The sequence below is a fragment of the Caballeronia catudaia genome, assembly GCF_001544755.2.
Classification (GTDB): Bacteria; Pseudomonadota; Gammaproteobacteria; order Burkholderiales; family Burkholderiaceae; genus Caballeronia; species Caballeronia catudaia.
Map to the genome: position 1 here is coordinate 1 of NZ_FCOF02000028.1, position 14462 is coordinate 14462.

15 protein-coding genes and 1 pseudogene are annotated in these 14462 nt (G+C 62.0%); 11 read left to right on the forward strand and 5 right to left on the reverse strand.

All coding sequences use genetic code 11. The features are described from left to right. Positions 1 to 685: 685 nt before the first annotated feature. The 6 genes and pseudogenes from AWB75_RS24605 to AWB75_RS37205 all read left to right on the forward strand — a co-directional run. Positions 686 to 1660 (forward strand): LysR family transcriptional regulator, encoded by a 975-nt coding sequence (locus AWB75_RS24605; protein ID WP_061126654.1) that lies wholly within the window; start codon positions 686 to 688, stop codon positions 1658 to 1660. Next, on the forward strand, positions 1657 to 2589 hold the full coding sequence (locus AWB75_RS24610; RefSeq protein ID WP_061126655.1) for a quinoprotein relay system zinc metallohydrolase 2: 933 nt from the start codon (positions 1657 to 1659) through the stop codon (positions 2587 to 2589). Before AWB75_RS24605 ends, AWB75_RS24610 begins: the two co-directional genes overlap by 4 nt. Positions 2590 to 2608: 19 nt before the next feature. Then, a complete protein-coding gene (locus AWB75_RS24615; protein ID WP_061126656.1) occupies positions 2609 to 3475 on the forward strand; it encodes a quinoprotein dehydrogenase-associated SoxYZ-like carrier in 867 nt (288 codons plus the stop codon). Then, complete coding sequence (locus AWB75_RS24620; RefSeq protein WP_061126657.1) at positions 3472 to 4404, forward strand: MBL fold metallo-hydrolase; 933 nt, start codon at positions 3472 to 3474, stop codon at positions 4402 to 4404. Before AWB75_RS24615 ends, AWB75_RS24620 begins: the two co-directional genes overlap by 4 nt. 53 nt (positions 4405 to 4457) lie before the next feature. After that, positions 4458 to 4766: an EthD family reductase gene (locus AWB75_RS24625; RefSeq protein ID WP_061126658.1), complete on the forward strand. Its 309-nt coding sequence runs from the start codon at positions 4458 to 4460 to the stop codon at positions 4764 to 4766. Between the two features lie 70 nt (positions 4767 to 4836). Beyond that, positions 4837 to 5322 (forward strand): annotated as a pseudogene (locus AWB75_RS37205) (YbfB/YjiJ family MFS transporter); the annotation flags it as partial. Here AWB75_RS37205 and AWB75_RS24635 read toward each other — a convergent pair. Then, on the reverse strand, positions 5319 to 6062 hold the full coding sequence (locus AWB75_RS24635; RefSeq protein WP_061126660.1) for a Pr6Pr family membrane protein: 744 nt from the start codon (positions 6060 to 6062) through the stop codon (positions 5319 to 5321). The pseudogene AWB75_RS37205 and the gene AWB75_RS24635 overlap by 4 nt on opposite strands. A gap of 168 nt (positions 6063 to 6230) precedes the next feature. Here AWB75_RS24635 and AWB75_RS39310 point away from each other — a divergent pair, with 168 nt between their 5' ends. After that, entirely contained in the window at positions 6231 to 6485 is a 255-nt protein-coding gene (locus AWB75_RS39310) for a zinc-binding dehydrogenase (protein ID WP_061126661.1), read from the forward strand. Positions 6486 to 6593: 108 nt separating this feature from the next. Here AWB75_RS39310 and AWB75_RS24645 read toward each other — a convergent pair whose 3' ends face one another. Beyond that, complete coding sequence (locus tag AWB75_RS24645) at positions 6594 to 7469, reverse strand: glycine betaine ABC transporter substrate-binding protein (RefSeq protein ID WP_096031702.1); 876 nt, start codon at positions 7467 to 7469, stop codon at positions 6594 to 6596. A gap of 270 nt (positions 7470 to 7739) precedes the next feature. On the opposite strand from AWB75_RS24645, the gene AWB75_RS24650 reads away from it, so the two are divergent. Continuing rightward, positions 7740 to 8186: an SRPBCC family protein gene (locus AWB75_RS24650; protein ID WP_061126662.1), complete on the forward strand. Its 447-nt coding sequence runs from the start codon at positions 7740 to 7742 to the stop codon at positions 8184 to 8186. A 16-nt stretch (positions 8187 to 8202) separates the two neighbouring features. Here the strand turns inward: AWB75_RS24650 and AWB75_RS24655 are convergent, their stop codons facing one another. After that, positions 8203 to 9591, reverse strand: a complete 1389-nt coding sequence (locus AWB75_RS24655; protein ID WP_061126663.1) for a dihydrolipoyl dehydrogenase — start codon at positions 9589 to 9591, stop codon at positions 8203 to 8205. Positions 9592 to 9808: 217 nt separating this feature from the next. Between AWB75_RS24655 and phnC the strand changes: the two genes are divergently transcribed. From phnC to phnE, 3 genes are read left to right on the forward strand one after another with little or no spacing between them, the layout of a single operon-like run. After that, on the forward strand, positions 9809 to 10651 hold the full coding sequence (gene phnC / locus AWB75_RS24660) for a phosphonate ABC transporter ATP-binding protein (RefSeq protein WP_061126664.1): 843 nt from the start codon (positions 9809 to 9811) through the stop codon (positions 10649 to 10651). A 27-nt stretch (positions 10652 to 10678) separates the two neighbouring features. Next, positions 10679 to 11647, forward strand: coding sequence for a phosphonate ABC transporter substrate-binding protein (gene phnD / locus AWB75_RS24665; RefSeq protein ID WP_061126665.1), 969 nt, complete (start codon positions 10679 to 10681; stop codon positions 11645 to 11647). Beyond that, a complete protein-coding gene (gene phnE / locus AWB75_RS24670) occupies positions 11648 to 12466 on the forward strand; it encodes a phosphonate ABC transporter, permease protein PhnE (protein ID WP_061126666.1) in 819 nt (272 codons plus the stop codon). 6 nt (positions 12467 to 12472) lie between these two features. Here phnE and AWB75_RS24675 read toward each other — a convergent pair whose 3' ends face one another. Continuing rightward, positions 12473 to 13438, reverse strand: a complete 966-nt coding sequence (locus AWB75_RS24675; protein ID WP_061126667.1) for a MurR/RpiR family transcriptional regulator — start codon at positions 13436 to 13438, stop codon at positions 12473 to 12475. Continuing rightward, entirely contained in the window at positions 13395 to 14447 is a 1053-nt protein-coding gene (locus tag AWB75_RS24680; RefSeq protein WP_061126668.1) for a C45 family autoproteolytic acyltransferase/hydolase, read from the reverse strand. Before AWB75_RS24680 ends, AWB75_RS24675 begins: the two co-directional genes overlap by 44 nt. Positions 14448 to 14462: the final 15 nt, after the last annotated feature.

Below are 14462 nucleotides of genomic sequence, written 5' to 3' on the forward strand. Positions count from 1 at the left end.
AACTCCGGACGAACCATTCGTCCGAAGTGTTACCCATGTCCTGGAACAGGTGTTACCCATGTCTCCGGTCTATACACTGCTGCAAAGAAAGTAACCAAAGAAACAGCTATCCCCAGCCTAAGCACTTCACACCGGCCGCGGCACAGGCGATTGGCTGAATGGCCCCCAGAGTAGCGAGTGTTCTCGTAGGTCTCATCGGGCGTGGATCGCGCACGGTCTGACAAGCTAGTATCCAAAGGACACTGGTTCAGCACGAAATAGCTTCGGCACAGCGCTGTGCGCTGCCGCCCGGTATGCAAGGGAAACCAACGAAACGCCAATACAGTGAGATAGAGACGTTAGCAAAGAAGTGCGCGCATACCCGCTTGACCCGTCGGCCGCAAAGCGGGCTGGAGCTATCTGGTGCTGAACCAGTGCGTTATGCGGTGCGATGTGACAGACCGTGCGCGATCCAAGCCCGATAAGACCTACGAGGGCACTCGCTACTCCGGGGGCCATTAGGTCAATCGCCTGTGCCGCGGCCGGTGTGAAGTGCTCAGGCTGGGGAGAGCTGCTTTCTTTGGTGACTTTCTTTGCAGCAGCAAAGAAAGTTACCCCCGCCCCGGGGAGGGGCAACGCCAATAGACCGACATGAAATCAGGATTCCATAGAAGCCCAAGCGAACCAACCCAAAACCCAAACCCCCGTGAATTTCATCCGTTCCCTAACCCTGCGCCAGCTACAAATCTTCGTGATAGCGACCCGCTGTCCAAGCTTCGCCCGCGCCGCGGAGGAACTCCACCTGACACAACCAGCAGTATCGATGCAAATTCGCCAGTTAGAGGAAGCAATAGGCCTCCCTCTTTTCGAACGAGTAGCGCGACGTCTCGCGCTGACAGAAGCGGGCGAAAGGCTCTCACATCATGCAAGCCGCATACTCGGCGAAATCAAAGACGCCGAAGACGCGATGATGTCCCTCACCCAGGCCGACAGCGGTGCGATAGCCGTAAGCATCGTCAGCTCGGCGACTTACTTCGCGCCGAAGCTGCTAGCGCTTTACTCACAACAGTTCCCGAAAGTCGATGTGCACTTCTCCGTCGGCAATCGCGAGACGCTCCTGCGATTACTTCAAGACAACGCAACCGATCTCGCCATCATGGGCCGGCCGCCGCCCGAACTCGGCACGACGGCCGAGCCGCTCGCATACCATCCGCATGTGATCGTCGCGCCGCTGTCGCATCCGCTGCGTCACGCGCGAGGCTTCGATCTGCAGGAACTCGCCAGCGATACATTCCTCCTTCGCGAGCCCGGTTCCGGCACACGCGCGGTCGCGGAACACGTCTTTCGGCAGAACCTCTTCGTGCCCGCGCGCAGTGTCACGCTCGGCAGCAACGAAACGATCAAGCAAGCGGTCATGGCGGGCATGGGCGTGAGCCTCATCTCGCTGCACACGCTTTCGCTCGAATTGCGCACCGGCGAAATCGCCGTGCTCGATGTGAACGGCACGCCCGTCGAGCGAACCTGGCAACTCGTGCATTCGCGCTCGAAACAGCTCTCGCCCACGTGTCTCGCATTTCGACGTTTCCTCCTCGAAAACGCCGAGCCATTCCTCGAACGCGAGTACGCGCAGTTCGGCCTGCGCAGACCCAAGCGGCTCGCCGAAGCAGGCAGCGGCCGATGAACGCGGTCCCGGCGTGGCGTCATGCGGCGTTCGTCATACTGATTGCATGTGCGGCCATCGCGCGTGGCGAGACCGCGCTTTCGATGACGCAAGTCGCGCCGGGCAATTACGCGCATCGCGGTCACGACGATGTCGCGACGCGCGAGAATGGCGGCGATATCGCGAACGTGGGCTTTATCGTCGGGACGCGTTGCGTCGCGGTGATCGATACGGGCGGCACGCTCGCCGAAGGCCGCGCGTTGCGCGCCGCCATACGGGCGGTCACGCCGTTGCCGGTTTGCTATGTCATCAACACGCACATGCATCCGGACCATATCTTCGGCAATGCGGCGTTCAAGGACGAACATCCCCGTTTCGTCGGCAGCAAGGCGCTCGCACAAGCGGAAGCGGCGCGCGCGGACAACTACATGCGCGCGCTGAATCGCGAATTGGGCGACGTGGCCGCAGGCAGCGAGATCGTTGCGCCGACCATGACCATCGACGGCAGCGGCAACATCGATCTGGGCGGACGCACGCTCACGCTGCGCACATGGAAAACCGCGCATACCAACAACGATTTGACGGTATACGATGAGAAGAGCGGCACGTTATGGACGGGTGATCTTTTATTCGCAGGCTGCATTCCTGTCGTCGATGGCAGCGTAGTCGGATGGCTCGACGACATCGCGCGCATTCGGCAGATGAATCCGCGTCATGTCGTGCCGGGGCACGGTCCGCTCGATCCGCCCTGGCCGCAATCGCTCGACGCCGAGGAACGCTATCTCGCCAATCTGGCGCGCGATGTGCGTGCGGCCATCAAAAAGGGCGAAACGATCCGGCAGGCCGTCGATAACATCGGCCTCGACGAGAAGGACAAGTGGCTCCTGTACGACATCTATCACCGTCGCAACGTGACGGCCGCCTATGCGGAACTCGAGTGGGAGCAGTAGCGGAGCATCGGAGGGCATCATGAAGACAGCATGGTCCGGCGTTCGCGTGACGACGATCGCGTGCCTCACGGCCGCGGCGCTCGCGCCTCATGTCGCGCAGGCGGCGCATCCCGAGGACGATCCCGACAAGGTGGCGCGCTGGCTCGACTTCAAGGAAGGCACGTTCAAGGGCCGCGCGATCGACACACACGGCGATGCAGTCATCAAGCTCGATGCGCCCGCGCGCGCGGCGGATGCCGCCGTCGTGCCGATCGCCATCAACGCGCAATTCCCGCAGACCCCGGCGCATTACATCAGAACGATCTATCTCTTCATTGATGAAAATCCCGAGCCTTATGCGGGCTCGTTCGAGTTCACGCCGGAGTCGGGACTCGCGACGATCGAAACACGCGTGCGTGTGGAAGACTACACCTTCATGCGCGTGATCGCGGAAACGAACGACGGCAAGCTCTATAGCGCGACTCGCTTCGTGAAGGCGTCGGGCGGCTGTTCCGCGCCCGCCGACAAGGACGAAGATGCGGCCGAACGCGCGGCGGGTCAGGTGAAGCTTCAGGCCGAAGGGCAGGCGGTCGCGGGCAAGCCCGAGCTCGCGCAGCTAATGGTGCGTCATCCCAATCGCACCGGCATGGCGATGAATCAGGTTACGCGCAACTACGCGACGGCATATTTCATTCGCAAGGTGTCGGTTACTTATGACGACAAGCCGGTGATGACCGCGAACGTCAATTTCTCGATCAGCGAGAACCCGAATTTCCGCTTCTATTTCGTGCCGGGCGGAAGCGGTGAGCTGAAGGCGCATGTCGAGGACACGAAGAACAAGCAGTGGGGCGGCGCGGTGGCGGTCAGTGCCCAGCCGGGCGGCGGGCAAACGTCGGCGATGAAATGACGGTGGGCTGCCTTCGACTGCTTTTCTGTGCGCTGATTCTCGCGATGAGCGGATTCGCGCATGCGGCGATGAGCGGCATGCCCGCGCCTGTCGCGATCGCGCCGGGCGTGTATGTGTTCATCGGCGATAACGATGCGGTCGCGCCGAAGAATCACGGCATCGTCGCGAACAATGGCTTCGTCGTCGGGCCGGATGGCGTGACCGTGATCGACAGCGGATCGTCATATCGCTACGGCCGCGCGATGATCGAAGCGATCCGCAAGATCACGCCCTTGCCGGTGAAGCGCGTCATCATCACGCATCAGGCGCCCGAGTTCGTATTCGGCGCGGCCGCGTTCCGCGACGATGGCGTGCCGATCCTCGCCCACGCGCGCGCCGCGCAATTGATCCGCGAGCGTTGTTCGATCTGCCTCGCGAATCTGCGCAAGACACTCGGCGAAGATGAAATGGCCGGTTCGCGCGTGACCGTGCCCGATGAAACGGTGGACGGCACGACGGAGATCGAGAGCGGCGGACGCAAGCTGCAATTGCTGCACTTCGGACCTGCAAGCACGCCAGGCGATCTCGCCGTGCTCGACACGCAAACCGGTGTGCTGTTCGCGGGCGGGCTCGTGTCGAACGGACGCATTCCCGAACTGCGCAATGAGCAGATTCCCGGCTGGCTCGCCGCGCTGGAACATCTTCGCGCGCTCGACCTGAAAACGGTGGTGCCCGGTTTCGGCGCACCGTTGCACGGCGACGGCATCATGCAGACGGGCGTCTATTTGCGCGAGCTGGATGCGTCGGTGAAGCGCGCTTACGAGAAAGGCATCGGCCTCACGGAAGCGATGCACACCGTTCAGGTGCCCGCATTCAGACACTACAAGCTCTATGCGATCGCGCAGCCGCAGAACGTGCAGCGCATCTATCTGCAACTGGAAAAGCAGTGACGTGTTGACGAACCATCCTTCTAAACGCCGTACAACCACCAGGAGACAAGACGATGGCCCAGATCGTAGCGCTATACAAAAATCCGCCCGACACGAAGGCATTCGACGATTACTATGCGTCGACGCATGCACCGCTCGCGAAGACGCTGCCGGGCCTGCGGCGCTACGAGATCAGCACGGGGCCGGTCGTCGCGGCGTCGGGCGAATCGCCGTATCACCTCGTCGCGCTGCTGGAATTCGACTCGCTCGATGCAATCAATAACGCGCTCGGTTCGCCCGAGGGACAGAAGACCGCAGCCGACCTCGCCAACTTCGCGCAAGCGGGCGTCGAACTGCTGATGTTCGACACGAAAGACGCCTGACCTCTTCCACGCCTTCGGGGATGCACGCGCATCCTCGAAGCGCTTCTTCGTTCCTCTGATCATTCCTCGCGCGCTCACGAACCGTCACGCACTGCGCCTTCTGATGGCGATGGCGACTGCTGCGTTCTTCGCCTGTGCGTTTCCATTGTCGATAGCGTGGTCTTCGCGTGGCGATTTCTGTCGGGACTATCGGGCGGCGGGATCATGGTGCTCGTCGCGACGACGATCCTGCCGCACATCGCACCCGCGCGGCGCGGCTTCGCAAGCGGCATGATCTTTCTCGGGCTGGGCTTCGGCATTGCGGCATCGGGCACGCTGGTTCCGAAGCTCATTTATTACGGCTTGCAGACTACGTGGATGGGCCTCGGCGTGTTCTCGCTCGTGCTCGCGAACGTCGGCGTTCGCGCTATGCCAGGCGCTTGCAGGGTACGGCTATTCGTTTCTGTTTTCGCATACGCACAACAACTACGCGTTGATCTTTGCGTGCGGCGCGTGTGCGCTCGTGGCCGCTTTCATTGCGGACCTCGTCGTGAATCGCGAGCGCGTAGAGGGCTAGTCGATGCGTCCGGAGGAAGACTCCCCCGATTCGACTTCCGGATCGGCGACGCTCAAATCCTCGCGCCGGTGGTTGATCACAAGAAACACGCTCATCAACACGAGGAACGCGATCACGAGCATCGCGGCATTGACGAGCACGCGCTCATAACCCAGTTCGATAACGTTGATGAATGGATAGGGATAGAAGTCGGACAGACTGCCGCGCCATAGCGTGATGAGAAGATAAGAGAGTGGATAGACGAGCCAGAACGCGCATCGCCGCCATGACAGATGAAAGCGCGGCACGAACAGGAACCAGTACAACGCGGCGAGCGCGGGCACGACCGTATGCAGCGATTCATTGACCAGCGCGCGATAACCCGACGGCGTCCACAGATAGCGCAGCAATGCGTTATAAGCGATCCCGACGAAGACGATATAGACGACCACCGCCGTAATGACGGTTGGCTTTCGAAAGAAGCGCGCGAGCGGAAATTGCGCGCGCGTGGCCACGCAGGTGAAACAGAACGCCGTGAGCAGCACCGTCACGTTCGTCAGATAGCTGCTCATGCGCGCGAGGCCATCGAACACGGTGTAGCCGCGATTGACGAGGCGCGCGACAGTGATATCCGTTTGCGCGGCGAACGCGAGCCACGCGATCATCGCGATGGCGGCAGCGACGGCGAGTGACGCGGTGCTCGGTGTATGAAGCGGCAATTCAGGCTCTTGCCGCGGGCGTTCATGAGGTGCATTCGACATTTCGCCATTTTAGCGACCATCGCAAAAACGACAGCGTCCGCATCGAACGCGGGCGCTGTCGTTGCTGCAACGGGCGCTTATGTCAGGCAGCCGCCAGCAAGCTGCCATGCGGGTCGATGACGAGTTTCTTCGGCACGCCGGAATCGAATCGGCGTAGCCGCCGGGCGCGTGATCGAGTTCGATGACCGTCACGGCGAAAACTCCGTCGATGTAGTCGTCGATGTCGTCGGTGGCGAACAGTGGCCCGATTTGCTGAAAGTCCTGCGTCTTGGAGGTCGCTATGCGATCGCGGGGGCGATTGCCGGGCCGATAGCGAAGATCGATCTGCGCACGCTGTATCTCAAGGATCTGACGCTGACGGGTTGTACGTTTCAGGAGGAAGAGGAGGCCGCCGAAGGGACCGGGCCTTGGCATCGTTCCTGAAGAAGGCGTCTTCGGAGCGCCTCTGGCGTCATTCTGACGAACGGATACATATGCGCCGCCTGACGATCGACAGTTCAGGCGGCGCGATCTTTCATCGCGAATCAGCGATTACTGTTGCAGCCATGCCTGAACCTTGTCAGGATGCGCGTCGACGAACTTCTTCGCGGCGGCGTTCCAGTCGTTCGTCGTGTTGCCGGTAAGTTCGATTTCCTCGACATCGGCCAAGGTCAGCTTGAAGTGTCGGATGAAGACATCCGCGCGAGGATACTTGCCTGCGAACTGCTTCGACGCGAATCCGTGAATCTGCTCGTCGCCGCCCAGTGTGGCCTTGGGGTCTTTCAGATAGCGCATCTTCCACTTCTGCCACAGCCAGTGCGGGCTCCAGACGGTCGCGACGATCCATTGCTTCGACTGATAGGCACGCGACACCGCAGTCAGCATGCCGGCCTCGCTCGCCCGGATCAGGTTGTAACCGGCAAGGTCATAGTCCTTCAACGCCTTTTCGGATGCGACCATCTCGCCGGCACCCGGCTCGATACCTTGAATCGTGCTGTGCAGCTTGGTCTTGACGTCGGGCTTGTTGAGATCGGCAATCGAAGAGACTTCGCTTTCCGGCACATAGTCCGGAACCGCCCAGCCGATCTTCGCCCCGGAGTAGATGATGCCCATATCCACCATGTCGTTCTTGTAACGTGCAAGGTAGGCCGCGTGCGTGACGGGAAGCCACGCGCCCAGCATCAGATCGACGTCTCCGCGAGCGATGCCCTGAAACTGGATGCCGAGATCCGCATTCACCAGCGTCACGGGTTGCTGCAGCTTCGTTTCGAGAACGTACTTCGCGGTGTACACCACGGCTTGTGTGTCGGCCCAATTGGCCAGCGTGATCTTGATTGGCTCGGCGGACTGCGCGTGCATCGTGAACGTGACTGCTGAGACTGCTACTGCGGCCTTCATGACGAAACGTGCGAGTGAGGCATTCTTCATGTCGCGTTTCCTGTTCTTTGTGGCCCGAAGAAGGAGTACCGGCTAATCGTCCGACCCATGAGGACAAGAAGATGCGGGCGGCGCCCCGAGGAGGCCCTAGTATTCGAGGGCATAAAAGCATCGTCAATGTTATTTCTTTTCCGAGCAGCATTACATTGGTTTATGTATGCGGGTTCGCTCCGGGATTTCCCTGATCCCGCCGATGTCGATCAGGGCTGCCATGCATCGTCGTAGAGATGTGTCCAATCTCTCTGAAAAGGTGAACACACCATGACTACCGGAACCGTCCGTCTCCACCGTGTCTTGCGCTCGACGCCCGAACGCGTCTATCGCGCCTTTATCGAGCCCGACGCCATGTCGAAGTGGCTTCCGCCCTACGGATTTACCTGCCAGGTCCACCACATGGATGCGCGTGAGGGCGGCGCGCACAAGATGTCATTCCGCAACTTCAGCACCGGCCATAGCCATTCGTTTGGCGGCGAGTATCTCGAACTGGTGCCGTTCGAAAAGATCCGCTACACCGACCGCTTCGACGATGCGAACCTGCCGGGCGAGATGCACGTCACCGTTACCTTGCGTCAGGTGTCGTGCGGAACGGAGCTAAACATCGTGCAGGAAGGCGTGCCCGAAGTCATCCCCGTTGAGATGTGTTATCTCGGCTGGCAGGAGTCGCTGGTTCAACTGGCAAGACTGGTGGAGCCCGACATTCGCGATTGATGAACGATTACAGCGGTCAGGCAAGCTTGACCGCTGCATCCCGCAGCGCGGTCCGCAATCCTTCCTCGACGACCGGATGATAAAACGGCATCCGCAGCATCTCATCCACCGTGAGCTTCATCTGCAAGGCCCACGCAAGCAGATGCGCGATATGCTCGGCATCCGGTCCGATCCATTCCGCGCCGACGAAGCGACGGCTCGCCTTATCGACATACACGTGCATGAGTCCGCGATTCCTGAGCATCACGCGGCTGCGTCCCTGATCCTCGAAGCTCACTTCACCCGTCACGAACGACTCGGGCGCGAGATCGGCATGACGCGCACCGACCATTGCGATGCCCGGATCGGTGAACGCAATCGCGATCGGCGCACGACGCTCGACCGGCGCGACATGCGGATAGTGCGCGGCATTCGTGCCCGCCGCGCGTCCTTCATCTGCGGCTTCGTGCAATAAGGGCAGCACGCCATTCGCATCGCCCGCGATGAACACCGGACGCAAGCCCGCTTGCAGAGTCAACGCATCGTAGATGGGCAAGCCATCGGCATCGAGCGCGAGCGACGTGTTCTGCAAACCGAGCGACCCGACATTGGGCTTGCGCCCGGCCGCGACCAGCACATAGTCGAACGTGCCCTCTATCGTTTCGCCCGCACTGGACACATAACGCAAGCGCACCGTGTCGCCATCGCGCACGGCGTCTTGCACTTGCGCACGCGGCTCGAAGTGAAAAGCGTCGCTGAACACACGCTGCGCATAGCCGCGAATGTCCGGATCGCTCAACGGCCCGACGCGACCGCGCGCACCCAGCACCGACACGCGCACGCCGAGCCGCGCCAGCGCCTGCCCGAGTTCCAGTCCGATGACCCCCGCGCCGATCACCGCGACGCGCTTCGGCAGATCGTCCCACGCGAACACATCGTCGTTGATGATCGCGCGATCCCCCAGCGCGCGATACATCGCCGGCATCACCGCGCTCGATCCCGTCGCGATCACGACGCTCTTCGCGTGCACTTTCGCATGCTCGCCCACTTGCAGCAGGTTATCGTCGATGAAGCGCGCGTGGCCGGTGAGCTTGTCCTTCGCGGGCATCGCATCGACACCCGCGACGACGAAGCTCACGAAGCGGTCGCGCTCGCGCTTCACGCGCGCCATCACCTCGCGCCCGTCGATACGCACGTTGCCGTCGATATGCACGCCGAAAGCACTTGCATGTGTCGCGTGATGGGCGGCCTCGGCTGCCGCGATCAGCAGCTTCGACGGCATACAGCCGACGCGCGCACAGGTCGTTCCGTGCGCGCCGCCTTCGATCAGGATTGCCGAAGCGCCCGCCGTCTTCGCCGCGCGATACGCAGAAAGTCCCGCAGTGCCCGCGCCGATGATGGCGACGTCCGTATGGATGATGTTCATGATGGTGTCCCGAATGGTTGATGCATTCGAGGTCCATCATGCGGCCCGAGGCCGAAAACGTGAATGCTCGTGCGGATCGAAAACCGACTCGATCGTCTCAAGCAAAGTCATATATTCATCTAGACGTCTCATGCGCGTCACTGTCTCGTCATGTTCGCTTCCTAGAATCTCCCGAACGTTTCAGCGCGCTATGTGAGCGCGCCCATCGAGGGAAGCTATGGACGCAATTCGCATCGAGCGTCTCACCAAGACGTTCAGGAACGGCCGCAAGGCGCTCGACTCCGTCGATCTGCGCGTGGAGGAGGGCGAAATGGTCGCGCTCATCGGCGCGTCGGGATCGGGCAAGTCGACGCTCCTGCGGCATATCGCAGGCTTTACGGCATCCGACCCCGCGCCGTCGCACGTGACGCTGCTCGGCCGCCCGATTCAGCAGAACGGCAGGATCGTGCGCGAAGTGCGCTCGATTCGCCGCGACGTGGCCTTCGTGTTTCAGCAGTTCAATCTCGTCGGCCGGCTGTCGGTGCTGACCAACGTGCTGGTCGGCGCGCTTTCGCGTGTCTCGCTATGGCGCCGTCTCTCGGGACGTTTCCCGCGTGGCGAAAAAGCGCTCGCGATGGATTCGCTCAGCGCGATGGGCATCGGCGAACACGCGTACGAGCGCGCCAGCAATCTGTCGGGCGGTCAGCAGCAGCGCGCTGCATTGGCACGCGCACTCGTGCAGCGCGCGCGCATCGTGCTCGCCGATGAACCGATCGCATCGCTCGATCCGGAATCCGCGCGACGCGTGATGGAGCTGATGCAGTCGCTCAATCGCGAGCACAAGCTGACGGTCGTCGTGTCGCTGCATCAGATCGATATCGCGATGAAGTATTGCGCGCGCACGGTCGCATTGCGCGATGGCGGCGTCGTATTCGATGGCCCCTCCGAACACCTCACGCCCGCCGTGTTGCGCGAGCTGTACGGCTCGTCGGCGGATGAATTGCTCACGCATCACGCCGTGCAGGAACGTAGTGAAATTCCGGTCCGCGCTGAAGCGTCGCCGACGTTCGCGACGTCGTAAAACCCAACCTCAACCCTGGATCGCAACATGAAAGCAGCCCGTTTCTTCCTGGCTGGCGCCGCGCTCGCGTCGTGCCTGCTGACGCAGACCGTTTCGGCCGAAACGCTCAGCTTCGGCATCATCTCGACGGATTCGTCCGCCGCGCTCAAACAGCGCTGGCAACCGCTCATCGACGATCTGAACAAGCAGACCGGTCTCGACGTGAAGGCGTATTTCGCGACCGACTACGCGGGCATCATCGAAGCGATGCGCTTCAACAAGGTGCAGATCGGCTTCTTCGGCAACGCATCGGCGATCGAGGCCGTAGACCGCTCGAATGGCGAAGTCTTCGCGAAGGTGAAGTACAAGAACGGCGAAGCGGGCTATTACTCGCTGCTCATCACGAACACGAACAGCAAATGGAAATCGCTCGATGAGGTGCTGAGGAACACGAAGCAAATCAATCTCGGCTATGGCGATCCGAACTCGACCTCGGGCACGCTCGTGCCTTCGTACTATCTCTTCGCGAAGAACGGCATCAACGTGAAAACCGCGTTCAAGACCGTGCTGCCGTCGAGTCACGAAGCGAACATGCTCGCCGTGGTGAACGACAAGGTCGACATAGCCACCAATAACACCGACATGCTCGACACGATCAAGACGAAGCATCCCGAGTTGTATCCGAAGGTGCGGGTGCTATGGAAGTCGCCGCTGATTCCGTCGGACCCGCTCGTGTGGCGCCGTGATCTGCCGCAGGCGACCAAAGACAAGCTGCGCAATTTCTTCGATCACTACGCTGAAACGGATGCGCGCGAGCAGTCCGTGATGAACGGAATATCCGGCTATTCGGGATTCGCGGATTCGTCGAACGCGCAGCTCGTGCCGATTCGTCAGATGGCGCTTTTTCAGAAGAAGCAGCAGATCCAGAACGACGCGCATATCGACGACGCCGACAGGAAAGCGCAGATCGCCGCGCTCGATCAGAAGATCGCCGCGCTCGACACGGCGGCGAAGTAAATGAAGCCGCTCGACGTAAGCACGTTCGAAGCGGGCATCGTGCGGCCCGCGCAAGCGAGCGCGCCGAAGCGAAGCTGGACGTCGACCATCGGCTGGATCGTGTTGATCGCAGTGCTCGGCCTTTCGTGGAAGAGCGCGGACATGCGCCCGCTCGACCTGCTCGGCGCATCGGGCAACATGAGCCAGTTCGCGCGCGACTTCTTTCCGCCCGACTTCGCGGAATGGCGCACGTATGTGCACGAGATGGTCGTGACGCTCGCGGTCGCGGTATGGGGCACGGCGCTCGCGCTGATCTGCGCGGTGCCGTGCGGTTTGCTGTCGGCGCAGAACATCGCGCCGGTGTGGATCGCGCAGCCCGTGCGCCGCTTGATGGACGCGTGCCGCGCGATCAACGAGATGGTCTTCGCGATGCTCTTCATCGTCGCGGTCGGGCTCGGTCCATTCGCGGGCGTGCTCGCGTTGTGGGTTCATACCACGGGCGTGCTCGCGAAGCTCTTCGCCGAAGCGGTCGAAGCCGTCGATGCCCGTCCCGCCGAAGGCGTGCGCGCGACCGGCGCGAGCAGTCTCGACGAGATCGTCTATGGCGTGCTGCCGCAGGTGTTGCCGTTGTGGATTTCGTTCGCGCTGTATCGCTTCGAATCGAACGTGCGCTCCGCGATGGTCGTCGGCATGGTGGGCGCGGGCGGCATCGGCGTCGTGCTGTACGAAGCGATCCGCTCGTTCAATTATGCGCAGACGGCGGCGGTGATGATCATCGTCATCGTGATCGTGTCGCTGATCGATCTCGCGTCGGGCTGGGTGCGCGAGCGCGTGATTTAAGGCACATCATGACATTTCGATATCGAGCGACGTGATGAGCCTTTCGCGCCGTTCGAGCGCATGCAGCGCGCGCTTGCCGAGCTGCGCCGCGACGAGATTCAGCAAGCCCTCGCAGAACACGAGATACGCGCCCATGCTGTTGCTGAAGAAGCTGCTTTCGTGCGGAATGAGGAACGCGTGGCGCGCGGGCGGCACGAGCGGCGAGGCGAGGGTATCCGTGATCGCGATGACATCGAGTTCCGCATCCTTCGCGGCGATGGCGGCATCGGCGACGCTGCGCGTATAGGGCGACACGCTCGTGACGATCACGACATCGCCGGGCTGCAACTGCGCGAGCCCTTCCGCGACGCCCAGGCCTTGCGCATCCAGCAGCGCGACATCCGTGCGGATCATGCCGAGGCCGTAGCACACGAAGCTCGCGAGCGCGCTGAACTGGCGCAGGCCGTGAACGCGCACGCGCTTCGCATCGGCAAGAAGGCGCGCGGCGCCGCGCAAGTCCGCTGGCGAGAGTTGCGCGATGAAACCTTCCACATTGCCGATCGATTCGCGCGCGAGCTTCACGACCATATCGACTTCGGGCGCGGCATCGTGTGCGTGCGTCTTGCTGCTCGCGACGAGCCGCTCCGCCTGCTGGCTATAGAAGTGCCGATGCCGTTCCGCGAGGCTATCGCGGAACACGCTCTGAAAATCGGCGAATCCCGCATAACCGAGCCGGGTCGACAGGCGCGTGAGCGTGGACGCATTCACATCGAGCGATGCCGCCAGATCGGTGATCGTGCGCACCGCCACTTCTTCGGGACGTTCCAGCAGCTTCGCGAGCACGGTATGCGCCTTGCCGCCGAGCGAGAGATTCGCCTCGTCGCGGCCGATGCGTATCACGAGTTCGCGCAGTCCGTCCACGCTGCGTGGCGGCGTCTGCGCGCTCGCTTCAGCCTCGCTCGCGCGACGTCCCTTCTGTTTGCCTGTGTCCATTGATCATCCGGTACCGGGCCGGCTGCCCGGGATGTTCGTGAACCTCCCATTCTATGTGAGACGCACGAATTGCAATGTCGGCGGTGGCGAGGGTGTTCTCGTCGTCGGGATCGTCGGGATGCGTGCGATGAATCGGCAGTGCGGCATCTTCGCGATCGGCGAGAATCGCGAGCGGATTGATCGCTTGTGCCGATGCGATCAGCGCATCGCCGCGTGCCTGCCGATGACGCGACGAATCCGTGATGATCTGCGAGAACCCGTGCATCGACGGATGGATCGCGTGATTCGCGTGCAGCGAAGGCGCCGTCACTTGGACGACCGAGCAGTCATGCGCGCTGAATTCGACGCTCAGCAGCGTGGATTTCGCGCAAGCGCCGAGCGTCAGATGAAAGCCGCCCGCACGCGGATTGTCACGCACGATGGACACGGCTTCATCGAGCGTGCGCGCATCGAGCATGGCGCGCGTGAGCACCATGCGCGGCACGCCCGCAACGACTTCGCGCTGACGCAGGTTGTTCACGGTCATCGCGATGCCATCGTTCGTCACGGCGAACGTATGCCCCGGCAGCGAGCCGGGATAGACGAACGACGCGAATCCCGCGCCGCCTTCGATGCGGCATTCCGCGATCGCGCAATGTCCGTCGAAGCCGGGCATGCCGTCCTCGTTGTGGCTGATGCGCCGCGTATCCGCGCCGGGAAGCTGCACGGTGGTGCAGCCATCGGGCGACATTGCCCAGACGTCGCCGCGGCAATTCCAGAGAAAGATATCTTCGAAGGGCACGGCGAGACCGGCCGCCAAGCCCTGAAGCTCGTCCCACACGCGCGGAAAGCGTTCGCGCACGAGCGTGGCCATTGCGCGCGATGTGTCGCTGCCGCGCCATTGCATGACCGTCTGCCATGCGCGCGTGTTCAGCAAATGCGCATGAACCGCGTCCGCGCCGAATCGGCCGAGCGCTTCGCCCGCATTGCGCGGCGAACCGGAAATTTCAATAAAGCCGAGTGCTGCCATAGATTCGAAGTGATT